Below are 24,341 nucleotides of genomic sequence, written 5' to 3' on the forward strand. Positions count from 1 at the left end.
GTTTTTGGGCGATTGCCTTTTTATCGAATCTCGTCGATGAGATTTTCGGGCAATGGTCGATACTCGGCAAACTCCATCGAGAAAGTCGCCATTCCTTGCGAGAGCGATCGCAATTCAGTCGAGTAACCAAACATCTCTGCCATGGGAACCTCGGCACGAAGGACGGCATAATGGTCTCGCGTTTCCGAACCCAATAGCAGGGCGCGTCGGGCTAATAATTTCCCCTGTATCTTACCGACAAATTCGCTGGGAGTCTCTACTTCCAACAGCATCATCGGTTCTAGGATAGTTGGTTTCGCCTTAGCAAATCCTTGCTCGAAACCTTCTCTGGCAGCAAAGCGAAATGCCATTTCCGACGAATCGATGGGATGGAAAGACCCTCCCTCCAAAATAACTTTTACGTTGACAATGGGATAGCCTTTTAACCATCCCGTTCTCAAGGCATCGCGAAATCCTTGTTCGCAAGCGGGGATAAACTGCGTTGGTATTGCCCCTCCTACAACGCGATTTTCAAATAAAAATGGTTCTTGGCAAGGTTCTAAACGACCTATTACGTGGGCGTATTGTCCCGCCCCTCCAGTTTGTTTTTTGAGCGTGTAATCAAATTTAGCAACTTTGGTAATCGTTTCTCGATAGGCAACGGCAGGCGCACCGACATAGACTTCGGCGCGATATTCCCGTTTCATTCGTTCGAGGTAAATTTCTAGGTGCAGTTCTCCCATGCCGGAGAGCAGGGTTTTATTGGACTCTGGATCGCTGCTGACGCGCAAGGTGGGATCTTCTTTGGCAAAGCGATGCAGTGCTTTACTAAGGCGATCGACATCTTCCTGACTTTTTGGGGTAATGGCAATTGTAATTACGGGTTCGGGGACGAAAATTCCCTCTAAAGACAGATTTGTGCCGGGAGAACATAAAGTATCGCCAGAGGCGCAATCTATCCCAATCAAACCAACGATTTCACCAACGGTAGCCGATTCGAGTTCCTGGCGCTTATCGACCTCGATTCTGACCAAGCGACTAACGCGAACTTGCTTTCGCGTGCGGCTGTTGTACAGGCGATCGCCTTGTTTTAAAGTTCCCGAATAGAGGCGAATGTAGGTCAATTGACCGAATTCATCTTCGATTAGCTTAAACGCTAGGGCTACTACTGGCGCATCAGCTTCGGGATAAACCTTTACTTGCTCATTGGTCGAGACATCGGTTGCTGCGATCGCTTCTCTTTCCATGGGAGACGGCAAATAAAGGGCAATGGCATCGAGTAAATCTTGTATGCCTTTATTTTTAATTGCCGAACCCATTAGAACAGGGGTAAATTCTAGACTCAAAGTTCCCTGGCGAATAGTATCCCAAATCAATTGCTTGGGAACTTCTTCTTCTGCGAGCAATTTGCCCGTCATTTCTTCTGAGAGAATAGAGATGCGATCGAGTAACTTTTCCCTAGCTGCTTGTGCCTCTGCCTTGAGATGTTCGGGAATCGCTCTGCTGACTCGATGTTCCCCATTCTCGCCTTCGTAGTAATTTGCTCTCATTTCAATGAGATCGATAACCCCTTCAAAGCCATTCTCCGAACCGATGGGATATTGTAAGACGATGGTATTTAAGCCTAATTTCTCCTGCATGGCTTCGACGACGCGGAAAGAATTGGCACCGATGCGATCGAGTTTGTTAATAAAGGCTATCCTGGGAACGCGATAGCGCTTCATTTGCCTGTCTACCGTATACGACTGAGATTGTACTCCCGCAACCCCATCGAGTACCATAATTGCCCCATCGAGAACCCGCAGCGATCGCTCGACTTCGATGGTAAAGTCTACATGTCCGGGAGTATCGATGAGGTTGATTTGGGTATCTCTCCAAAAACAGGTAATCGCGGCTGAGGTTATCGTAATTCCTTTTTCCCTCTCCAAATCCATATAGTCCATGGTTGCCCCCTCGCCATCCCCTTCTTTCACCTCATGGATCTTGTGGATTTTTCCGGTATAGAAAAGTATTCGTTCGGAAATGGTCGTTTTTCCGGCATCGATGTGGGCAGAGATTCCTATGTTACGGACGTTTTGGCGAGGTATCATGAGACAGATTGTTTGGTTGCTTCAACAGGACTATCTTTAACGATGCCAAAACCGACAATAAGCTAAAGGGATATTTTAAAAATTCTTAGTTTATTCTGTTGGGTAACTGAGCCAATGCTGAATAGTAGAGACCGATCCTTGTCGTGCCTCTACAGTGAATCGATGGGTTTTAGGGATTCCTGCCAACGATATTAGACAGAAGTTTTGCTCTCGTGGGATTTTTTCTTAAGAAGTCCCAATGAACTAAGAGCAAGCAAACCGATAGCTGCCGTTGTGCTAGGTTCTGGCACGTCTCTAACTGGGGGAGGAGTGGTAGAAGGATTACCAGGGATGCGAGTTTCGTTTAGAGAAGTTCCATATTGAAAGGATACATTGCTAATATCTTGTTCGGCTAATCCAGAAACTCCTGACAAATTAAATACGATAGAGTTTTTGATTAACTTAGACGCTAATACTGGTGCGTTATCACCTGCGCTTGTATAGCCTGAACCCACAAGCCCGTAATTAAAATTACCACCTTGACCGGGAATATTAACAACATTGCCCTGAAAAATACCCAAGCCTGCTGTGCCAAGACCTTGATTTGCACCACCAGGGATACTTCCAAAGTTGTTAGGTAGCGCCCAACCACCAGCAAAAGGAGGAGCTTTGATATCTCCTGGGTTGGTCTGAACTACACCATTGTGCAAAAGATTCGATCCGTTGTTAAGAAATACAGAGTTCAGCGTTAAATTTATATTATTAGGTAGCTTAAAGAACACCGCCGTTAGCACATCGCTAGGTACGTTAGAGTCGGCTGTAGATGTGTTAGTTAGCGTCAAAGTCAAGGTATTACCACTAATCTGAAAGTCTGCTGATGCAGCTAGGTTACCCTGCGAACCTGTAAATATAACTGCTGCTGCAGGTGCTTGCCAACCTGTCAGAACTGAAAACACAGTAATGCCACTAACTAATAAAGAAGAACCTATTAGAGTCGAAAAAATTTGGTTCATTTTTTAATATTTACCTTTTTCTAACTAAGTATTTTTCAGAAAAACTACTTAAGTATCTATATCGAAATTAGCAAGGTGATTTTCACTATTGCAATAGATTCACTGAATCTTTAAAAAAAACAGTATTGTTATGAAGCTATGATGAAGTTATTTTTGATTTAAATTCGCCTATTAAGTTTGCACGAGCGATCGCATCAAAAATGTTTGACGATAGCTTTGGATTTAAACTCAGATCTTGCCCCTTTGGTATCAACACCTAGAACTTTAGTTCTAGGCTCAAAGCTCAACTCGATTAAAATCGACTGAAATTCCTATCGGGTCTTCTTTAGAAGACTTTTTCGATCGGCTAGGAAATTAATTACAATAGCAGTATTTTTACAAATTTTATCTAACAGGCTGTCTTAAAAGTATAGTATGTCATGTTGAGCGGAGCGATCGCGAAGCGAAATATCTTCTACCGATTCGTCATTAGCAATTATCAATTAGTCAGCCGCTCTGAGTGTAAGGCTTTTTAATGTATAATCAAGCTAAACCTTGAGAAATAAATCCTGCCCAGTAGTAGGGACTGGTAAAGGGATACAAGCTGTTACAGTGAACTGGCAATGTATGTTCGATTTGTCGCTGAATTTTAGCGGCGATTTCTTGATATTTTTGAGATTTTTCGCTATCCTCAGCAGCTTCAGCATTGGCAACTGCTTGTTGATATTGCTGGTTTAAATTGAAGTTTAATTGTTCTAAATACTCATCTTTTAGCTGTTTTCCTGTTAGATTACGTAGTTTTTGCTGGGCTTGTTGTAAAGCTTGAGGGCGGCTAGAACCAGAATTGCGGAATTCATAGTAGAAAATTGCCAGTAAAGCACTAGCGCAGTCATCAACCGACCACAAAGTACTAACTACACTCCGCGCCCCCGCACACAGAAAACCTGTAGAAATAGATAAGAGATCGTCGGTAATTTGGTTGACGCTAAAATTAGTTTCGCAATTGTTGAGATAAACATCGCTGAGATGCTGTAAATCTTTACGCCAACCAGGAGTTAGCAATTCACCGAGAGTTAAATTTCTATCGCTCAAAATTAAAGCAGATTCTAGAGGATTATTGGAGTTAGCACTAGCGTGATGGCTGGAGTGGAGCAATTGAACTTGGTTGGCTAATTGACGATATTCTCTGACAGTGGCTTGACGGCGTTGCAGTCTTTTACTAGGGTCAATTTGGTACTTACTAGCGAGAGTTTCGCATTCATAAGCAGTGTAGGGCAAATCTTCTGTGGCATCTTCGACGATTCCTATAGAAGTTTGTTGTTGAAGGGTGGGACGTTGATAACAATAGTTCAGGATTTGACAGCTAGGAAGAATTCTTAAACGGAAAAGATCGCCCAAGTACTGGTGGTTTTGAGGAATAAAGTTAGTAGTCTTGGCTGTACTTATTTTCATTCCGCGAGTATCTTCTGCACCTGTACCTCTGGTTGAGGGGATTAAAGAAATCGAATCTCTGTTTAAATTTTCCTTTCTTGAGTGGGTTAGGGAGATCGAATTAACTGGTAAGGCAGCAAAAGGAATCCGATGCAACCAAAGATGAGGAATAATGATTAACTCTTCGATTCCTTGTAAGTATTGCTCGATTAATTCATTGAGTTGTAAGCGTCGTGCTAACTCTTGTAGGACTGTTTCGATGTTGCCTCGCCACGTACCAAAGTCTTGTTGATAGGGAATCAGCCAATTATTTCCTAAAAATTCCCCGTGTAAACTATCTATTTTTTGTCCTAGGCAGGTATGAACTTGAGGTTGCCGTTCTTTATAGATGATAAAAATATAAGTATCTTCCCAAGTGCTGTAGAAACAGACAATAGCGGTCGAGTCACTGTCTATCAATTGTTGTATTCGAGCAAAATTAATCGGATCGACCTGTTGCTGTCCTGCTAAGATTGGGTCTAAACGACGTAATTGCTGCCAAATAAGTTGTTTTTCTGCTTCTAAATTAGAAATTTCTTCGATCTGGGTAGATACTATCTCCGCATTTCGCCAGCGGGTTCCCGATGTAGCTAATTCCCTATTGTCGCCCAATTGAGATGAGGAACGTAAAAAATCAATTCTTTCTTGCAGATGTTCGTATTGTTCCAGATATTCTTGAACTGCTTCGGGAATATCACCCCCTTGATAGAGGTCGTTACTTGCCATCAAATCTACTAAATGTCTGGCACGGGAACGTTCAGTAGTTTCAATGGCTAAGTTCAGTTGTCCATTATTAATACAAGCCTGGATCATTTTTTCATAGACATCCATCGAATCTGCGATTATTTCCTGACGGCGTAGATCGTTAGTTGCCCAATTGCGGGTGATTTCTATAGCGGTAATCGCTTTTTGATAGGTTTGTATAGCTAATTTCCAATTACCTTGATTAAAGTGAAGATTGCCTAAATTGCGAGCTGTTTTCAGACAAGCAAGGGGGAATTGTTCTGGAGTATGGACGATAAAAACATTTTCGTAACAAGCGATCGCTCGATCGAGATTTTCGCTTCCGCCTTTATCTTGATAAGCAATGCCGAGATTATTTTGGGTCATTGCCCAATCAGAGGGATAGGTGTCCCGTTTCCTCTCCAATAAGGCATTTTCGTAACAAGCGATCGCTCGATCGAGATTTTCGCTTCCGCCTTTATCTTGATAAGCAATGCCGAGATTATTTTGGGTCATTGCCCAATCAGAGGGATAGGTGTCCCGTTTCCTCTCCAATAAGGCATTTTCGTAACAAGCGATCGCTCGATCGAGATTTTCGCTTCCGCCTTTATCTTGATAAGCAATGCCGAGATTATTTTGGGTCATTGCCCAATCAGAGGGATAGGTGTCCCGTTTCCTCTCCAATAAGGCATTTTCGTAACAAGCGATCGCTCGATCGAGATTTTCGCTTCCGCCTTTATCTTGATAAGCAATGCCGAGATTATTTTGGGTCATTGCCCAATCAGAGGGATAGGTGTCCCGTTTCCTCTCCAATAAGGCATTTTCGTAACAAGCGATCGCTCGATCGAGATTTTCGCTTCCGCCTTTATCTCGGTAAGCAATGCCGAGATTATTTTGGGTAGTTGCCCATTGTACGGGGAAGTCGGTTTTGGTGTAGACAGTAAAAATTGCCTGATAAGCAATAATGGCTAATTCTAAATTGTGGGCAACATTGCCTAAAGGAAATTGTTGAATTAAATTACCAAAGTAAAAAATTACTTCAGCAATTGCTTGAGCTTGTTCTGATTCTGCCGATGACAGGGTTTCTCCTGCCCAAAGGGATAAAATCAATCCTAAGTTTAGATTTAATTTCTCTAGATGAGTTCTCAGTAAAGGATAAATTGCCTCCGCAGTTGGGTTTTCTCCTACTGCTAGTAATATCTCCATCAAGCAGTTAAGATATTCCTGATACATCTCGTCAAGAGAGTTAAAACCCATCGCTTCAACTAACCCTTGAGCGAGGTTTTGCAACCATTGGGCAGGATTAGAGTTATTATTTTCAGCATAATCATCTGCTACCCACTGCATTGCAAGCAACAACCCCAAGTCAACCAAATCCGAATTAGCTTGTAGTAGTTCAAATTCTTCCCCTTCCGGACAAGCTAATAATTCTTGTATTAATTGGAAATAAAGCTTAAAACGTTCTTCCACGATCGTGCCAACGGAGTAAAACTATTAAATTTATATGCAGCAACCTACTTCACTTATGCGGCAACTAGTTCAAAAGACTGATAAAAAACCTGGTAATCTGATTGTTTTTCTAGTTCCTGCCATAGCTTATAAATACGAGCCTCATTCCAAATCGGTGCTGGTTCGCGTTCGCTAGGTTTCAACCAATCAAGCTGTTCTGGTATTTGATTTACCACAACCCCGATATATTCTTCTGTTCCCTCTGCATCAAACTCAATTTCTTTGCACATCGCACCTGATTGCGGTAAATAACGTAAATTGGCAATTGGTTCTAGTCTCGGTGCAAAAGCTTGAGAAGGACAAACTAGATACTTTGTCTGGGAACCGCACTTATCTCTACCGTGATTGAGCAATAATAAGTAACCATCTGAATGCTGGATGTCGATTTGCATGACTAATGGTTTGTTTATTTCTATTTGGTTGTTGTATCTAGATATCGGGACAGGTACTTTTAATCCTCTCCTCGGATCTTCTTTGTGAAAACTAAGCCAATCTCTATTATTCGGTTGCGCTTTATCTTTTAAAACCTGCCAAATCCAATGCGATCGCCAGCGCGGATATTTATAGTTGTGTAACCAAGTATAAACTTTTTCCCAAGCTCCTCCTCGACCTCTTTCGCCTCTTAGCAAACAATCTACATCTACTCCATCGGCTCTCATTTCCGAATCATACTGAGTAGCGATCGCGCGAACCACATTTTGACAGGTTGTATTGATGGAAGTAGAACAATCACCCTCTAAACCTGGAAGTTTTTCCATTTTTTGGGCAATTTTTGTGTGGAGTAATTTTTGATTATCTGGATGAAAGCGTAAAGAGAAAAATGCTTTTTCTCTGATTCTTCTTTGCCGAACACCATTAGACGGAAAACAGTCATTGTTAATTTCTTCAAGAAACTGTTTTATATCTATATACATAATCCACCAACTTTAAACAACTATTTTGTTACTAATTATTTTTAAGTATAGCGTGTCGCAAGAGCATTTTAATATTAATTTTAAATAAAACTATTTTCTGCTATTTGCCAATATTTTTTCTTATTTAAGTGAATATTCGATTATTTTTTATATTTATTGGTTTTTGAGTTTATTGATAATCAATTAAAAAAATAAACTAACTATTCTTAATCTGTTCCGTTCTATTTGATAAATTTTATAGACTGTTTTTGTGGTTAAGAAAGAAAAATAAAAATAGTAAAAATGGAAGGCAAACAAACAGATAACCGAAATAAATTAGCTATTTTAGGAAAAAGTCTACCAGATCCTTGTTATAAATATCTACAAAATTTTTTAACTTGGGTAACTGGTAAATCTTACTCGGGACAAAAAGCTTTATTTATCTCATCTAAAAATTACGAATTAACCACTGCGATCGCTTCTCTATTGGGTGGCGTAACAGTGAGTGCGACGATTTTTCATTCTTCATTTCTCTTATTTCCCTTGTTACCAATCTCTTGGATAGTGACAGTGGGTGGGGCAAGAAAAATTCTAACTTGTATCATCCATCGTTGCGTTCACAGACAATTTTGGGGTAATAAAAGCGATCGCATTTTGGCAGAAATTCTTTCTACTTTAATTTTTGTCCAAGGATTTGATAGCTATCGGCACGACCACGTAAAGTGCCACCATCATGCTGATAAATTTGCCACTTTTGAAGGCGATCCCGATGCCAAGTTTATGCTCGTGCTGGGTTTTTATCCTGGCTTAAAAGACGAGCGTAACTAAAGAAAAAAAACTCCGATCTAAACACGAGATCGGAGCGACAAAACAAATACATAAGAGGTATTAAATCATGAAAAATACTCGACTCTATTGGCGTAAATTTCGTCAAACACTGATCTCGCCTCAATTTCATTGGTTTTTTCTCAAAGCTCGACTCAAAGCCAATTTGGTTGATGCACCACTGTATCGCCGCTTGATGTCATTAATTGTTGCTTTAGTGGCGATCTCGGTAGTTACATTAACAAACTCTTGGGCTACTTTTCTAGTCGCTTGGGTATTTCCTCTAACCATTCTTTATCACATTTCCGCACTTTGCCAAATCTGTAGCGAGCATTTGTGGGGTGCTACTGGAAGTATCGAAAGTAAAAGTCACGGTAGATTTTGCGGTGAAGCCCCTCCTTTTGGCAGTACTTTTAAAGATTGGTTTGGTTGGGCAATCAGAATGTTTTTCTATCATCTTCCCATAAGAATTGCAGTTCTCAGCGATCCCGAAATTTGTCCCCACGATCATCATCACTCATATCCCAAAGATGACAAAAATTGGCCCAATGCCATTTATAACCGCCAAGAACAAGTAGATGCTGGTGCAGAGTATCGCGAGTACTGGGGCTTGCACAACGCAATGGAAGCCGTTTTTCAGAACCTAGCCGAACAACCTTCTCTTTCTGAGGCAGAAATTAAACGTTTGCTCGACAACAAATAAATCTACTTACCTGGGGGCATTTTTGCCCTCAGAATACACGCTACGAGGAACAAAAACCATGTATACCAACAACGAATCTAAATTTGTCGCCGTACTCAATCCCAAAATCGAAACTCCCAAACTGATGAATGCTTTAGGTCATATCGCTGCTGGATTAGTAGCTAAAGCTGATAATCTCGATGAAATGAAATTTCTACGATACAAATTCAAAGCCGATTGGAGCGCACCAACAGCTCTTAGTTTTTATCCTTTCATTATCCTGAAAGCCAAAAATAGCCACCAACTCAAAACTCTACATCAAGCAGCTAATGAAAAAGGAATTCTGCACAACGTCTTTACTGACAGTATGTTAGCCCATTCGGCGATCGACCAAATGGAACAAACCAAAATCACTAACCCAGAAGATTTAACTTACTTCGGTGTCGTTCTTTTTGGCAACAGCGAACAACTAGCAACTTTAACCCGTAAATTTTCCCTGTTTAACGTTTAAAGCGATCGCTTTGAGGAGATAGAAAAATGAGTCAATGGCAAGAAATCGGTTATGGACTAGAAGCCAAATTAACAGAAAACAATTCAATTTGGGTTCGTAATCAAGGACAGCAGAGCGAACATCCCCATTTAATTGTTACTATCAACAACCAAAATAACATAACTGGAGTTCAACCTTCTGACAACCAAGCTACTATGGGCAGTATTGAAGGAACTTTATTAATTCTCAGTCAGGTTAAGGATAAGCTGTTAAAAATTCAGACAGTTAACTAACCTCTGAGTTACATAGCATATGAACTACCTACGGACTTCGCTTGCGCTACCTCCGAGGTTTCTGACGCTTCACCTGCTGAACTTTCCTAAACCCTCCACAATGCTGTGGGGTCTTAGAAAGAGGTTCAGCATCAGCGTTTGAGAGGCTAGTTCCTAACCCCAAAGCGTAATTGAGCATTACCATTGATGCTGCCACATCACGAGCCGCAGTGAAGTTGCAGTTTTCACAATGATGCACACGCTCGGCTAACTCTTTTTTCTTTTTGTAACCACACCGAGGGCAAGTTTGGGATGGTGCAATTTTGAGAGGTACTTCAACAAATACCCCACTACATTCACTGAGCTTAGATCTGATTAGTGAAGTTAGATTGCCAATCCCAACATCTAACAGCGAGCTATTGAGTCCTGTTTTTTGATGTTTTCTTTGGCTGCCCTTGTTTGCTTTACGAGTCATCCCTTTGATGTTCAACTTCTCAGTAGCTACCAGTGAATTACTCTTTACTATCTGTGTAGCTACTTGATGTTGCCAATCTTGTCTTTGATTGGTCACTTTACTTTGAAGTCTACTAATTTGTTTCCTGGCTTTTCTCCAACGTTTAGTTTAGATGCTTTAATCTTCTTTTTGAAATTAGGCGCACGTTTGCGACGTAATCTCTTAGATAATTGCTTTATTTTTTGTTGAGTTTTGGCTAAAAATTTCGGAGGAGCAATTATTGTTCCATCTGAACAAGCAATAGCGTGGTGAGTACCAAAATCTAAACCTATAGCACCAGTGCTAGTTTCTCGTTTTGGTTCGCAGTTTACAGTGATTGAAGCATACCATTTACCTGGTTTCCAGATGATTGTACAAGTTGTTGGTGTCCCCCAAGTTCTAGCTTTACCTCTCATCTGAATTTGTCCTAAATTAGACAATTCCAGGTAGCCGTTATCGCCTGATGTATGCGCTTTCCATCCACTTATTCCTGGATAAGTCCGACCACGATCATGTCGTGCAGACTTGAATTTTGGGTATCCACTCAATCCACGGAAAAAACGTTGAAAGGCATAGTCAACACCCTTTACCGTTGCCTGTAAAGCTTGCGCACCTAATTCTTTATATTCAGGCCAACATTCTTTGAAATCTGGCAGAATATTTTGCTGGTCATAGTAGCTAATAGAATTCCCAAAACGCTGATATTCTGTCTTTCTGTGGTAAAGACAGGCCTTGAACAAATCTTTATGAAGTCGTCGCCAATAATGCAATTTCGACTCCTGAGATTTAGTTGGATATAAGCGAAAGGTGGTTCTACGTGTTACTCTCATGGGTGCGAGCGTACCATTCACTTAACGCCCAGTGCAACCTTTGCTCAGAAAGAGTTCTCATGCTCTATTTTGTATTCACTTGCATATTGTATTGGTAACGAAGTATCGAGGCAAGGTGATTACTTCTGAAATTCTCACTAGAATGCAAACAATTTTCACGGAGCTCTGCGAACAACAAAAAAGCATTTTGATTGAGTTCAATGGCGAAGAAGACCATGTTCATTTATTGGTCAGTCTGTCTCCAGACAACCAGATTTCTGAGTTTGTAAAAGTTCTTAAAGCGTCATCAAGCAGACTAATTCGCAAGGAGTTCAAGTCTCATGTTGACAAATACTACTGGAAACCTGTTTTTTGGTCTAGCTCATACTTGGTCAATTCCAGTGGCGGAGTATCGCTTGATGTTTTGAAAAAATCTATCAAGCAACAAGATTCTCCGCGTAGCTAACTATATCCTGCCCTTGCTTTCATCCCCCAGTTCCGTTTCCCTGCACTGGGGGACTTCCCGCAAGGATGTTAAATAGATTTCTAATACTTTCGATTCGCTGGCGATTTACTCCTAAATCCGATTCTGCCAAACGAGAAGCCGATCGCACTTCAATCTTTTTCGCTTCTTCATTGGTATAGAATTCCACATCATCGACAAATCCCATCCAACGAGTCATAAATTCAGCGTAGAGATAATTTCCGGTTTCTGCAATAAGTTTTGCTCCCTCTTGAGTTTCGATAAGATTTTTCAACTTAGCGATCGCGTCTGTTGCGCTAGATTGATAGGTGAGCGGATCGATATAATGCTCGATATCGGTACTTTGAGAGCTGACGCAGTTAGGGGTACTAGGACAGGGCGCTAGTTTTCCCGAACTAACCCCCAGATTATCGGGGCGCGTTGCGGCAAATAGGGTCGGACTATCTGGGAAGGCAATCCTGATTCCTATCGGGATTAACGCGATCGCCAGTAGCAAAACAACTATCAACAAACTCCGACTAATTGGTTTTACTTTTCCTTCACTAGCAGACATAGTGTGAATTCCCAGAAGATGTAAATGCAGCTTAACTTTAAATAACTTAACATTTAACTGTAGGGGTTAGAAGTCAGACTTGTGCCCGTATAGAAATCGAGAGATAAAAAGGAGATTTCCAATGTTTTTGGACGAACTAAAACCCGCGATCGAAGAACTGACCAAACAGCCAATTGCTTTTCTCGGCGGATTCGCATCCGGAATCTTGCGACTCAAACTTTCTGAAGATCCCCTCAAAAGCTGGCTAGAGAAACAAGGCGTTACCACTTTTTCCTGGACAGATACGTCCTCCGGTAACGGTAGCGGTCCTCAGTCGATTTCGATTGAATAGAAACTAAGACTTACGCCGTCACCTGTCATGCCGAGTCCTTTACGTCGCTCTTAATGACAAAACTAGTCGAGTGCGTAACTCCTGGAAACGTTGCAGTAGGGGCAAAGCAGCCTTGTCCCTACGTTTGTATTAGCAATTCAGGGAAATTACCGATCTTAGCTAAGTTTATCGCCAAGATTCCGCGTTTCTCACCAAGAAATATAGGTGGCAAATCTGCCAAATTATTTATTAGCGAGCACAAGCGGTTCAAAAAACTTTTCTGGAGATTGCACACCTATGACTAGAAGAATTCAAATGATTTTTGGAGCAACTTGGCAGTATCTCAACCAACCTCTGGGTGATGAATATCCCAAATCGATTTGGAATATTAGTCACTTCTGGCACTTATATCAAATTCAATTATTAGAGACTTGCTGGTATAAAGATATTACTTCGGAAAGCCATTATACTCAATAATCGATGAGAAACAACGGTCAACAGACCGCAAGCTAATGAGTCTAGAATCCGAGATAAGTCGCCTACTGGATATGATGCCTGCATCGGGACGCATGCTGACCAAAATCGTCAGCAAACCCCAGCAGTCAAAGGTAATCGACACGCCGTTTCCGATGCCTTGGAATCGAGATAACCGACCAATTTATATCAACTTCGATTTGTGGCGGCGGTTGTCTCAATCCCAGAGGGATTTACTCATACTGCGAGCAGCCAGTATTTTAACTGGGATTAAATGGTTTAAACCAGACGTCTATCAAGGCATCACGCTAGCAGGACTGGCAGGAGTCGCTGTTGAACTGATACAGGGAGATGCAGTTGGTATGATTGTAGCGGGTGGATTAACCGCGATCGCGGCTAACCAAATCTGGCGCAGCAACCGAAGCATTCAACGAGAATTAGATGCTGATGAAGCGGCGATTAAAGTTGCTCTCAGACGCGGTTATACAGAAGTAGAAGCCGCTCGAAGTTTACTCTCTGCCATAGAAGCCGTTGCTGAACTAGAAGGTCGTCCCAGCTTGAATTTCACTGAATTAATTCGCTGCCAAAATTTGAGAGCGATCGCTAAAATTTCTCCTGTTAGCGTTCCAGAAACAGTGAAAAATTCAGACTTGTAATAATCGTTGTTGATGGTTAATTTTTCATAGTTCGCTGCAATAAACTAACGATAATCGTAATTTCATTTGGTTAATTAATTTTTTAGATCTAATGACTTAAAAATTAAAGCAAAAAATTTTTTAAAAAATCAGAGTGATATTTTAGGTAAGGTTTTCGGGAATCATATAAATGTAAGATCGCAAAACATTTTAACCTAAACAATGGCAAGAAAACCTAATTTATTAAATCGGGTTTTAGTAATTAATGCTGTATTGTTTTCATTGGTGTTTGCTTTTACCATGGTTTCGCGAGCAATAATAGCACAAAATAATACAGATAGAGAAATAGAAAAAATAAAGATGAATTTAAGAATACAATGCCGACAATGGCTGGATGAGAATAAAGAAAAAGTCTTAAAAATCAAAAAAGAAGATATAAATTGTAATTGGAATAATAACTCTTTTGAAAAAATATAATCAAGTTTTATTCAAAGTTGTCCGATCTCGTAGTAGGGTCATTAAAATAGATTCAATTGAAATTAAATAAGGAAAAGAGCAAAGGGATTTTTAAAAACTGATATAAATTTTCCCTGAGTCTTTTCCCTGTTTTTTTGATTTATTTAGAGAAACTGGATCGCTTTTGACAGCAACTCCGATAAGAATTTTTTGGGGATGATTTTACTTTCCGATACCTTCCGAACGGCTGGCAAGATCTACCTCGCTGATTCCACTAGCACGACTGCCTACTAATACGTCAGATTCCTTGACAAAACCACTATAAGCCTCCATCCCGTGTTCGCCAATATCCAAGCCATTGATTTCTTCTTCAAGGCTGACGCGCAAGCCGAATACGGCTTTCAGAATCATCCAAACTACAGCACTAAAGACAGCCGTAAACAGTCCAATTGCCACAATACCAATGACCTGATTAATCAGTTGATTGACTCCGCCATAAAACAATCCCGTTACAGGATTTTCTGGTAGTGCTATTGGGATGTTGGGGTCGGCAAGCAATCCTACAGCCAGCGTTCCCCACGTACCGTTAACCAAGTGAACCGAGATAGCGCCGACAGGATCGTCAATTCTGAGGTTATCGAAGAAAGCAACTGAATAAACTACGATTACGCCGGCGATAATTCCAATGACGAAAGCGCCCCAATAGGAAACAAAAGCACAGCCAGCAGTAATCGCTACCAAGCCAGCCAGAATCCCGTTGATAATCATAGAAAGATCTGGCTTGCCGTCTTTGACCCAAGAAGTTACGGTAGCTGCAATCCCGCCTGCTGCGGCTGCTAGGTTGGTTGTCAGTGCAATATAGGGCACTGCTGCATCGGCCGCTAATTGAGATCCTGGGTTGAATCCAAACCAGCCAATCCAGAGAATCAAACATCCCAGCGTCGCGATACTCATGTTGTGACCTGGAATAGCGCTGATACGACCATCTCTATATTTTCCTTCTCTCGGTCCGAGAATAGCTGCACCGACCAAAGCTCCCCATCCGCCGACGGCGTGTACCACAGTCGAGCCAGCAAAGTCCTTAAATCCTAATGCTGATAGCCAGCCACCGCCCCAAACCCAGTGTCCGGTAATCGGATAAGAAACTCCGACCAGTAGCAAGCTAAAAATTAAGAAATCGACGAACTTAATTCTCTCAGCTACCGCACCGGAAACAATCGTTGCCGCAGTTCCGGCAAAAGCAACTTGGAAGAGGAAGAAAACGGCTATGGGAAGACCACCTGGAACTCCATAGGTCTCAGGATTATTGCTGCTTAGAAACCAGCCCCCTGCACCGATAAAACCATTGCCTATGTTGGCAAACATTAGGGAAAACCCAGTCACCCAGAAGGAGATGGTGGACAGCGCAAAAACAATTAGGTTTTTAGAGAGAACGTTGACGGCATTTTTCTGACGGCAAAAGCCAGTTTCTAGCATGGCAAATCCGGCGTTCATAAAAATCACCAGAATCGCTGCTATTAAAACCCAGATAGTGTTTAGGGCTACCTGAACGTCCGCAGGTGTAGGTTCTTGAGCTTCTTGGGCAGAAACAGCACCATTCCATACGATGAAAATAACGGCTGCTAGAGGAATACAAGCTAGCCAGTAGGGGGAAAAAAATCGAGTTATTGTTTTGATAGAATCGAGCGAGGGCGCAAGCCATAGGGAACTAGAGGACTGTTGCCAATCTTGTTGTCTTCTTTTTGTTGTAGGAAATTTTCGATTGATTGCGTGTTTAGACATCATCGCTAGGCATTGATTAGAGTTGTGTCACTGATTTAAGGGGATTTATGAGAAATTAAGCAAAAAGCAGCTTTCGGTTCGAGTGAGAAGAGATTTTTACGACTTTTTATACAGTTATGCTTGTCTTGCTGTTGTTATCGAACCATAGTCTTGGGAAATCCACTGTAGGGATAACTACAACATTACGTCAAGATAACTGAGTATCTCATTCTTAGGTTGCTTCGATTGAGCATCGAAATTCTCAAATTTTTGATTGTTTTCAGGGTTACTTTCTGTATCTTTCAATACAATTTCCTCTTGGAAATTTAAAGCTTTTGCGATCGCTCCTGCTGACTCCAAGCGCATTACAATCGTTAGGCACTTCAATTTGTCTATTAAATCTAAACCGATACAGAGCAAAATAGACTTAAACAAGGAAATTAACCCAATTTTTTGCCCCTTGCCCGTGCAATTTAAATACTTAATATTTTCACCAAATATTTATAAGGTCAGAGAGTTTTTCTTAAAAAAAATTAACAGTCTACCTCAAACAAACAACCTGTTCGATGAGCTATCAATCAAACTTTCAGTCGCCCGCTATTGGAAACTCCTTCGATCGCCAGATGATGCGGCAATGTCTGCAACTTGCCCGTAAAGCCATCGGGAAAACATCTCCCAATCCTATGGTCGGTGCGATAATCGTCCGAGATGGCAAAATTGTCGGCAAAGGATTTCACCCTAAAGCCGGTCAACCTCACGCGGAAGTGTTTGCCCTACGAGAAGCAAAAGAACTTGCCAAAGGCGCGACGATTTACGTCAACTTAGAACCGTGCAATCACCACGGACGCACCCCTCCCTGTACCGAAGCGCTGATAGCGGCTGGCGTAGCAAAAGTCGTTGTCGGTATGGTCGATCCCGATCCCCGCGTTGCTGGCGGCGGCATCGAACGGCTTAAGCGTGCGGGAATTGAGGTCATCGCAGGAGTCGAAGAGGAAGCCTGTCGCCAATTAAACGAAGCATTTGTGCATCGAACGCTCTACAAAAGACCATTTGGAATCTTGAAATACGCCATGACCCTGGATGGCAAAATTGCAGCAACGACGGGACACAGTGCTTGGGTGACAGGCAAAGAATCTCGCCATTTGGTGTATCAAGTGCGCTCCGCGTGCGATGCAGTGATTGTCGGGGGCAATACAGTCCGCCAAGATAATCCTCATCTGACGACTCATCAAGTCGCTTCTCACAATCCCTTGCGGGTGGTCATGAGCCGTCGTCTTAATTTACCCGAACAAGCCAATCTCTGGAATACTGACGAGGCTGCTACCCTAATCTTTACAGAGGTGGGAAGTAACCCAGAACTGCAAAAACAGTTATTAACCAAGGGAGTTGAGATAGTGGAGATGGAGTTGCTATCGCCTTTATCAGTCGCGAAGCATCTCTACGATCGCGGCCTATCGAGCGTTCTTTGGGAGTGCGGCGGGACTCTAGCAGCCGAAGCGATCGCTCAACAGACCATTCAGAAAATCATGGCATTTATTGCCCCCAAAATTATCGGCGGTCAGACAGCCCCTTCTCCAGTAGGAGATTTGGGACTAGAACGGATGACTGAGGCGCTGCAATTGGAGAGAGTGACCATGAGGGCCATCGCATCTGACTTTCTCATTGAAGGATATTTATCAAGTTCAAATTTCAAAGTTTAAAGTTCAAAAAGTTAAGCAATTTTTTTCTTGTTTTTTACAATTATGGTTGATAGGATTTTAATAATTTCGTCTACTTCCTGAATCAACCCATTTGCATTAGTCTCAGAAACCAGCTCGGTTTCTAATAATAGTCTCAGCCAATATTGAGTTTAACTTTATTCACCTGTAGATATGGCACTTATTACCACGGGCAAAGCATTTATCCGCGATTTAGAAAAGTCAGGCGCATTGGGGGTTTACGTTCCACTAGAAGGAGGATTTGAAGGACGCTATCAACGGCGACTGCGGGCTGCAGGCTACGTAACGCTATCTATAACGGCTAGAGGACTGGGAGATGTAGGAACCTATTTAACGGGCGTACATGGCGTTCGTCCGCCTCACCTGGGCAAAAAAACTATCGGTAGAGAAGCCGCCGTCGGTCTGATTTACTACGTTCCGCCGATTGCCAGCTACCAACTTGAAACCCTACCGCCCAAGTCTAAGGGCTTAGTTTTGTGGATTATTGAAGGGCATATTTTATCCCGTGCCGAAGTAGAATATTTAGCCAACCTGCCCAAACAAGACCCCCGCCTTAAGATAGTACTAGAAAGAGGCGGCGATCGCGCTTTCAGTTGGAAGCCTCTTCTAGAAACCGTAGCAGCGGCTTAAATAGTTATCAGCGACCAGTGACTATCCAGTGACTATGTCGTTTGTTCTTTGTCATTAGTCATCGATCATTCGATGAAAGGATTTTCGATTTTGGCGAAGCCGCCGCACGCTCCTTGAATCTCTTCAAGGAGAACGGCGGATTTTGGATTATTTCTCCCTTGTCTCCCCACACTCCCTACACTCTCCGTCTCCTTATCTTCCTTATCCCTTTATTCCCTCATATTCTTCTTCTACTTCCTTGACTTCTCCCGCGCCATCTTCTGTTTCTGCTGCCAATTTGCCAGCAATAATTGCTACCATCAACCACCAAAGCGTATTAACTTCAGGGCGATGAAAAACGGTATCGACAGCCCCATGAGCCAGGATGCCTACCATGCCCGCGATCGCGCCTATTAGCCAAAATCCTTGAGGATCGCCTTTGGCTCGCAAACGTCGAATTTGAGAAACTCCGCGATCGACCGTCACCGCAATTAACCAAAACAGACAGCTCAACCCGATTAACCCAGTTTCTACGGCTGTATCGAGAAAAACGGAATAAGCACTCAAAGCGCTGTAGCGAGTCCGCATATACAAGGGATAAATTCTATTAAATGCCTCGTTACCAGGTCCGATGCCGATAATGGGGCGATCGCGGATCATATCGATAGCAGCTAGCCAAACATTGAGACGAACATTGTTACTGCTGTCCTGTCGCCCGGCAAAAATACTCAAAACCCTAAAACGCAATGGTTCTACAAATAGGAAGGCTACGAACAGCAATGCTGCTAAAGTGCCAAACACTATTGGCAGCAACCATATTCGCCAGAATGGAGAAAAGCGGTTTCTAAACCAAACGTATAGCAGCAGCAAAAATGCCGCGATCAGAAACACCATGCCAATCCAGCCGCCGCGACTGTCAGTGAAATACAAACAGGCAGAATTGACAATAAACATCGTTGCAGCTAGGGCTTTTGGCAACCATCCTTGCCAAGCAAAGATAGCTGCTGCGCTCAAAGCGATCGCGGGTAGGAGATAGCTAGCGAGCAGGTTAGGATTGCCGAGATAGCTATAAACTCTCGGATCGTCAGCAAACGGAGCAGTTGGATCGTTCCAGGTTGCCAACTGTTCTGCTCCAAAAAATTGCTGCCGAACTCCGTAGATACTAACTACTAGGGCGACGAGGAGAAAAATAGTCGTAATCCAAGAGGTTAGTCGCGGCGATCGCAACACTCTAGCTGAGAGTGCAAACATCAGCAAATATAGCGTCAGCTTGAGCCAACCCGAAAAAGCCTGAGCCTTGACAGGAGAGAAAGCGACCGCTACTGCTGCAATTCCCCAATACAGCAACACTAACAAATGAATTGGCGTAATTCCTGGTTTGCCATTTTCCGAGAGCGTTAACAGCACCCAATATGCGCCAGCCGCAACTAGCAGAACTCCAATTAGAGGATTGGAGACGAAGGGAGCCAAAACTAATACGAGACTGACTAACACGGCACCAAGGGAATCTGCCCATTGTAGCAGCCAGCTACCCTTGCGCCATTGCCCCAAGACACCCACTAGACGATAGAAATAGCTTGCTACTCTCCATTGGGAGATGGGTAAATCCGAAAGTGTCAGTCGTTGCCAAACAGAATTCATCTATTGAGTTTAGGTATCAGTTCGTTTCTATAGCCATCAACTGAACCTACACTAACACCATCTTGCTAACTTCAAGTCATGGAGAGCTAGGAATTATCTAACTCATTTTCCTGTGTCGAAATTTTCGGCAACATCAATATATAGCGATAACCCGATTCAGGCGAACCTTGGATGGCGATTTTACCCCCATGGCTTTCGACTAGATGACAGCCGAGAATCAATCCCAAGAATTTTTGGGGATTATCATTATCGCCATTTTGTACGCTTTCCTTGACTTGCTTGAGAGCGGATTCCTCCAGATGCGCGATTGAAACGCGATCGCTCAGTTGACAATCAATCTTAGAAGACTGTGCGATCGCCGAGAAAGTTTCATCTGCCGCAGAAACGCCATTAACACCGGGTAAAGCGGGCAGTTTTACCTGCGGTAAGCCATCGCCCAACCACGGATGAGAAACCCAAACCGCGATATTAAGAGTTTCGCTTCTGCGGGAGAAGTGAATCCGAACTTCGCTTCCGGCTTCGGAAGATTCAATGATGCTAGCGACCAGAAAGTAGAGAGCTTGCTGAACCTTATCTTTATCTAAAGACCAAATACGTCTTCCCGGTTCGATCGACAAGCGAAGTTCTTGACGTTTTTGTTTGGCGACTTCGGTTAAGCTGTTGATGACCTGCTGGCAAAGCATTTCTACATTGACGGGAGCTACCTTGAGTTGCGCGGCGTTCTCTTCGACGACTCCTAGTTTGAGAATCTCATTGACCAACGTGTTGATCTGCTGCCCGCTATTGTGGATGATTTGCAGGTATTCTTTTTGCTTATTGGTCAAAGCACCGAAAACTTCGTCAATCAAAACGCTTGCCATCCCAATCACGGAAGTAAGCGGGGTTCGGAGTGCCTCAGTGAGTTGACCGAGCAATTTGAGCTTAATGGCATGGGTAGATGTGAGGATGCTAGCAGCATTAACGGTTTCTTTTTTCGAGTCGTTCGCCACTTCCAAGCGTGCGGCTTCTGACTGTCGCTCCAGAGATAGCCATTGCTTAACTTGAGCTTGAGAGGGCTGTCTTTTAAGCAGATGCTCGCGTTCAAATTCTCTCAAGCACCAGCGAGCGCTCAGCGCCAAAAATTCTATGTCTCTGGTCGAGAACTGTCGCGGCACTAAATCCATGACGGCGAGCGCGCCGATACATTGTCCTTCCGCAGTAATCAGGGGAGTCCCCAAATAGGCTCGAATCCCGTAATGTTGCGCCAGAATGCTGTTGGCAAGCACTGGCTCGCTCAGAATATCGTTGGCGACCAAATTTTGCTGACTATCGGCGACATAAGTGCAGAAAGCTTCCTCTTTCGGGAGCGTTCGAGTGGATGCTAACTCATTCATCAATCCGAGACTCGATAAGCCAACGGCTGACTTGAACCAGATGCGATCGCTTACCATTAAGCTGAGAACACAAATTGGCACTTCGAGAAAGCGAGCAGCAGTTTGAATCGCTTCATCGAAAACTGGAACCGCTCCTGCTTCCAGTAAGCCTAAACTTTTCAAGGTCGCGACCCGTTGTTGTTCGCGCACTTCTGGGGTCAGACCATCTAAACGGCAAAAGAGCCTATTTGTTGAATGCTTCATACTGACTCGCGCCCTCGAATCTACTGCTTCTTGCCATTGCTTTACTAATTTCTTATTAATCTCACTCGGCTAGGTTTTGGAAATTTTTCTCAGGGAAATCCTCGGTTGCCAATTGACTTCCCATCGGCAACAAGCACGCGCCGACAGTAAGGACTCGGACAACGAAGACATTTTCTTTTCTGCTAATCCTAAAATTCCCTAAGCGAGTTCATAACGAACATCTAGAGGCGAAATTTTTGAAAAAATTTTTTTTAGGAGCACAAAAGCTCTTTTTTTGTAAGAGAACTTTAGTCAAAATAATCCGAAGGCACTGGAAAACAGAAGCCAATATCTCTCCGATTTCCCTATCATCGGTTACTTATTCCATTGCAACCAAACTGGATGAGAAAATAGCGATGCTGTAGCTCGTACCCCACGCAATTGATTTAGCAAGGGGAGGTGTCCTGGGGGCGCGTTGAGATCCCAAATGAATTCGTTGGGATACTGAGTCCAGTTGTTATCTTTTTTCCAGCCGATTCTTGGCCATAGTTTTGAGAAATCTTTACCGACAGACAACCAAATCCGACGCTGTACCGAAAAACCAAATTTTCCTTCCGAGTAAACCCACCACAGGGAATTGAGCGTATATAAATCTGGCGCGGGAAATTGTTCGACTTCGGTAAAGTAGGTCCATTTTCTTTTGATGGCTGCTTCACCTGCTAATTCGCAGAGTTTTTGTCGAGTGAGGCTGTCAGCGGCTTGAAAATCCTGCTGAGCGAGTAAATGTTGCAGCAGTCGATAATCGATGTCGCGATCGGATTTTAGGGGAACTAGCCCTTCAGGAAAATAGGTTTGTAAAAATTCCTGAGTTTTTGGGGTATTAATTCGATAAAGAATTTGATAAGCTTTACCCACAGCCAGATCGAGGGGATTGGACTGACGGGATTGTAAAAACTCCATCAAGACTGTTAAACCGCGATCGCCCCCATTGATGAGTTGGGAAACGATTTGGAGTTGATTTTTCTCTGATTCTGACTGAAGCTGGCTGGCTAATCGGTCGAGATCGTCGATGGTGCTTTGAGCTGAGAAATTGTGCTGGTCGCTCATGAAACGATCGCTTGTTGACTGGTGCTTTTAATACTAATAACACCGATCGGCGATCGGTTACCAGCGATCGGCCATTAGTTAGTCGTTAGTAATTTCTCCTCTCTCCCGCTCTCCCAATCCCCTGCCATCTGTTATAGAATATTAGACTTCTTCTAGTCGATCGCAATGTCATGAAACCTGGTTTAGTCTTAAGAAAAGCCTAACGAGTCGCTGCTTTTAGTGCGATCGGGGGAAACAATTATGTTATCGGTGAGTATTCAAATCTGAAACGTTAAGCTTATGTACGAAAAGATTGCCCCTCCCACGACTGGTTCTCGCATTACCTTTGCCGACGGCAAACCCATCGTTCCCGACGATCCCATCATTCCTTTCATTCGCGGCGACGGAATTGGGGTTGATATCTGGCCCGCTGCTCAGAAAGTCATCGATGCAGCGGTGAAAGTAGCTTACGACGACAAGCGCAAAATCAATTGGTTCAAAATTTATGTAGGCGATGAAGCCTGCGAGAAATACGGAACTTATCAATATTTGCCGGAAGATAGTCTCACTGCCATCAGAGAATACGGCATCGCCATCAAAGGTCCCTTGACGACTCCTATTGGCGGGGGCATTCGTTCTCTCAATGTAGCTCTGCGGCAAATTTTCGACCTTTATGCTTGCGTCCGTCCCTGTCGCTACTACACAGGAACGCCTTCTCCTCACTTACATCCAGAAAAACTGGATGTCATTATTTATCGGGAAAATACCGAGGATATCTATTTGGGAATTGAATGGCAACAGGGAAGTGAAATAGCTGATAAACTCATTCACTATCTCAATACAGAACTAATTCCCGCAACTCCAGAACACGGCAAAAAGCGAATTCCCATGGATTCGGGCATTGGCATTAAACCAATCAGTAAAACTGGCTCTCAGCGTTTGGTGCGCCGCGCGATCGAACATGCTTTGCGGCTTCCCAAACACAAACAGATGGTAACCTTGGTACACAAAGGCAACATCATGAAATATACCGAAGGAGCCTTTCGAGATTGGGGTTACGAACTGGCAACTACCGAGTTCAGAGAGGTTTGTGTGACGGAGCGCGAATCGTGGATTTTAAGCAATAAGGAGAGAAATCCCGACCTCTCCATCGAAGAAAATGCGCGCGCGATCGATCCGGGATTGGATGCCATGACCACGGAAAAACGAGCAGAAATTATCGAGGAAGTTAAAACCGTCCTCGATTCTATTTGGGACACTCACGGCAATCGCCAGTGGAAAGACAAGATTATGGTCAACGATCGCATTGCCGATAGCATTTTCCAACAAATCCAAACCCGACCGGACGAATATTCCATCCTCGCGACCATGAACTTAAACGGAGATTACCTCTCCGATGCGGCGGCGGCTATTGTTGGCGGCTTAGGCATGGGACCGGGAGCCAATATTGGAGATAATTGCGCGATTTTTGAAGCCACCCACGGAACGGCACCCAAACATGCGGGACTCGATAGAATTAATCCAGGATCGCTAATTCTTTCTGGCGCGATGATGCTAGAGTATATGGGCTGGCAGGAAGCCGCCGATTTGATTAAGAAAGGCATTGGGGGAGCGATCGCCAATCGACAAGTTACTTACGATCTCGCCCGCTTAATGATTCCCGCAGTTGACCCTCCCTTGAAATGTTCTGAGTTTGCCCAAGCTATTATCGACCATTTCAACGATTAAACTCGCACGAATCCCCCCGGATCTCGGACAGACGCTCTCGGTTTTGCCCGCTCTTGGCAAAACCGCATCCTTCTCAATATATCCT

At 43.3% G+C, this 24,341-nt stretch carries 21 protein-coding genes and 1 pseudogene; 12 read left to right on the forward strand and 10 right to left on the reverse strand.

What is annotated here, in order from left to right; all coding sequences use genetic code 11:
* Positions 1–20: 20 nt before the first annotated feature.
* From fusA to PLE7327_RS14655, 4 genes are all read right to left on the reverse strand, one after another.
* Positions 21–2,069, reverse strand: a complete 2,049-nt coding sequence (fusA, locus tag PLE7327_RS14640; protein WP_015144588.1) for an elongation factor G — start codon at positions 2,067–2,069, stop codon at positions 21–23.
* A gap of 191 nt (positions 2,070–2,260) precedes the next feature.
* The gene (locus PLE7327_RS14645; RefSeq protein ID WP_015144589.1) at positions 2,261–3,061 is read right to left on the reverse strand and encodes an XDD4 family exosortase-dependent surface protein; all 801 of its coding nucleotides are present in this window, start codon (positions 3,059–3,061) and stop codon (positions 2,261–2,263) included.
* A 522-nt stretch (positions 3,062–3,583) separates the two neighbouring features.
* Positions 3,584–6,703, reverse strand: coding sequence for a CHAT domain-containing tetratricopeptide repeat protein (locus PLE7327_RS14650; protein WP_015144590.1), 3,120 nt, complete (start codon positions 6,701–6,703; stop codon positions 3,584–3,586).
* Positions 6,704–6,756: 53 nt separating this feature from the next.
* Positions 6,757–7,656, reverse strand: a complete 900-nt coding sequence (locus PLE7327_RS14655; protein ID WP_015144591.1) for a hypothetical protein — start codon at positions 7,654–7,656, stop codon at positions 6,757–6,759.
* 282 nt (positions 7,657–7,938) lie between these two features.
* Between PLE7327_RS14655 and PLE7327_RS14660 the strand changes: the two genes are divergently transcribed.
* The 4 genes from PLE7327_RS14660 to PLE7327_RS14675 all read left to right on the forward strand — a co-directional run bounded on the left by PLE7327_RS14660 (position 7,939) and on the right by PLE7327_RS14675 (position 9,925).
* Complete coding sequence (locus PLE7327_RS14660; RefSeq protein WP_041392180.1) at positions 7,939–8,463, forward strand: fatty acid desaturase; 525 nt, start codon at positions 7,939–7,941, stop codon at positions 8,461–8,463.
* 67 nt (positions 8,464–8,530) lie between these two features.
* Entirely contained in the window at positions 8,531–9,163 is a 633-nt protein-coding gene (locus tag PLE7327_RS14665) for a hypothetical protein (RefSeq protein WP_041392182.1), read from the forward strand.
* 58 nt (positions 9,164–9,221) lie between these two features.
* Positions 9,222–9,653 (forward strand): DUF2000 domain-containing protein, encoded by a 432-nt coding sequence (locus PLE7327_RS14670; RefSeq protein WP_015144592.1) that lies wholly within the window; start codon positions 9,222–9,224, stop codon positions 9,651–9,653.
* Positions 9,654–9,679: 26 nt separating this feature from the next.
* Positions 9,680–9,925 (forward strand): hypothetical protein, encoded by a 246-nt coding sequence (locus PLE7327_RS14675; RefSeq protein WP_015144593.1) that lies wholly within the window; start codon positions 9,680–9,682, stop codon positions 9,923–9,925.
* A gap of 46 nt (positions 9,926–9,971) precedes the next feature.
* On the opposite strand, the pseudogene PLE7327_RS26645 reads toward PLE7327_RS14675, so the two are convergent.
* A pseudogene (locus PLE7327_RS26645) lies at positions 9,972–11,227 on the reverse strand (RNA-guided endonuclease InsQ/TnpB family protein).
* A gap of 31 nt (positions 11,228–11,258) precedes the next feature.
* On the opposite strand from PLE7327_RS26645, the gene tnpA reads away from it, so the two are divergent.
* Entirely contained in the window at positions 11,259–11,672 is a 414-nt protein-coding gene (tnpA, locus tag PLE7327_RS14685) for an IS200/IS605 family transposase (protein ID WP_015144594.1), read from the forward strand.
* Between the two features lie 19 nt (positions 11,673–11,691).
* On the opposite strand, the gene PLE7327_RS14690 is transcribed toward tnpA, so the two are convergent.
* Positions 11,692–12,243 carry a DUF1499 domain-containing protein gene (locus PLE7327_RS14690; RefSeq protein WP_015144595.1) on the reverse strand — a complete coding sequence of 184 codons (552 nt, stop codon included), beginning with the start codon at positions 12,241–12,243 and terminating at the stop codon, positions 11,692–11,694.
* A 121-nt stretch (positions 12,244–12,364) separates the two neighbouring features.
* On the opposite strand from PLE7327_RS14690, the gene PLE7327_RS14695 reads away from it, so the two are divergent.
* The 4 genes from PLE7327_RS14695 to PLE7327_RS14710 all read left to right on the forward strand — a co-directional run bounded on the left by PLE7327_RS14695 (position 12,365) and on the right by PLE7327_RS14710 (position 14,139).
* On the forward strand, positions 12,365–12,574 hold the full coding sequence (locus PLE7327_RS14695) for a hypothetical protein (RefSeq protein ID WP_015144596.1): 210 nt from the start codon (positions 12,365–12,367) through the stop codon (positions 12,572–12,574).
* A 276-nt stretch (positions 12,575–12,850) separates the two neighbouring features.
* Complete coding sequence (locus PLE7327_RS14700; protein ID WP_015144597.1) at positions 12,851–13,030, forward strand: hypothetical protein; 180 nt, start codon at positions 12,851–12,853, stop codon at positions 13,028–13,030.
* A 35-nt stretch (positions 13,031–13,065) separates the two neighbouring features.
* Complete coding sequence (locus tag PLE7327_RS14705; protein WP_015144598.1) at positions 13,066–13,683, forward strand: DUF3318 domain-containing protein; 618 nt, start codon at positions 13,066–13,068, stop codon at positions 13,681–13,683.
* Positions 13,684–13,884: 201 nt separating this feature from the next.
* Complete coding sequence (locus tag PLE7327_RS14710; RefSeq protein ID WP_015144599.1) at positions 13,885–14,139, forward strand: hypothetical protein; 255 nt, start codon at positions 13,885–13,887, stop codon at positions 14,137–14,139.
* Positions 14,140–14,340: 201 nt separating this feature from the next.
* On the opposite strand, the gene PLE7327_RS14715 is transcribed toward PLE7327_RS14710, so the two are convergent.
* Positions 14,341–15,903, reverse strand: a complete 1,563-nt coding sequence (locus tag PLE7327_RS14715) for an ammonium transporter (protein ID WP_015144600.1) — start codon at positions 15,901–15,903, stop codon at positions 14,341–14,343.
* A 542-nt stretch (positions 15,904–16,445) separates the two neighbouring features.
* Here PLE7327_RS14715 and ribD point away from each other — a divergent pair.
* Together ribD and PLE7327_RS14725 are read left to right on the forward strand one after the other, a co-directional pair.
* On the forward strand, positions 16,446–17,579 hold the full coding sequence (ribD, locus tag PLE7327_RS14720) for a bifunctional diaminohydroxyphosphoribosylaminopyrimidine deaminase/5-amino-6-(5-phosphoribosylamino)uracil reductase RibD (RefSeq protein WP_015144602.1): 1,134 nt from the start codon (positions 16,446–16,448) through the stop codon (positions 17,577–17,579).
* Between the two features lie 171 nt (positions 17,580–17,750).
* Positions 17,751–18,227: an NAD(P)H-quinone oxidoreductase subunit N gene (locus PLE7327_RS14725; RefSeq protein ID WP_015144603.1), complete on the forward strand. Its 477-nt coding sequence runs from the start codon at positions 17,751–17,753 to the stop codon at positions 18,225–18,227.
* Positions 18,228–18,428: 201 nt separating this feature from the next.
* Here the strand turns inward: PLE7327_RS14725 and PLE7327_RS14730 are convergent, their stop codons facing one another.
* The 3 genes from PLE7327_RS14730 to PLE7327_RS14740 all read right to left on the reverse strand — a co-directional run bounded on the left by PLE7327_RS14730 (position 18,429) and on the right by PLE7327_RS14740 (position 22,549).
* The gene (locus PLE7327_RS14730; protein ID WP_015144604.1) at positions 18,429–19,847 is read right to left on the reverse strand and encodes an IctB family putative bicarbonate transporter; all 1,419 of its coding nucleotides are present in this window, start codon (positions 19,845–19,847) and stop codon (positions 18,429–18,431) included.
* 86 nt (positions 19,848–19,933) lie between these two features.
* The gene (locus PLE7327_RS14735) at positions 19,934–21,463 is read right to left on the reverse strand and encodes a GAF domain-containing sensor histidine kinase (RefSeq protein WP_015144605.1); all 1,530 of its coding nucleotides are present in this window, start codon (positions 21,461–21,463) and stop codon (positions 19,934–19,936) included.
* Between the two features lie 354 nt (positions 21,464–21,817).
* Positions 21,818–22,549 carry a GUN4 domain-containing protein gene (locus PLE7327_RS14740; protein ID WP_015144606.1) on the reverse strand — a complete coding sequence of 244 codons (732 nt, stop codon included), beginning with the start codon at positions 22,547–22,549 and terminating at the stop codon, positions 21,818–21,820.
* 279 nt (positions 22,550–22,828) lie between these two features.
* On the opposite strand from PLE7327_RS14740, the gene PLE7327_RS14745 reads away from it, so the two are divergent.
* Positions 22,829–24,256 carry an NADP-dependent isocitrate dehydrogenase gene (locus PLE7327_RS14745; protein ID WP_015144607.1) on the forward strand — a complete coding sequence of 476 codons (1,428 nt, stop codon included), beginning with the start codon at positions 22,829–22,831 and terminating at the stop codon, positions 24,254–24,256.
* The last annotated feature ends 85 nt before the right edge of the window (positions 24,257–24,341 follow it).

The organism is Pleurocapsa sp. PCC 7327, assembly GCF_000317025.1.
Lineage (GTDB): Bacteria > Cyanobacteriota > Cyanobacteriia > Cyanobacteriales > Microcystaceae > Hydrococcus.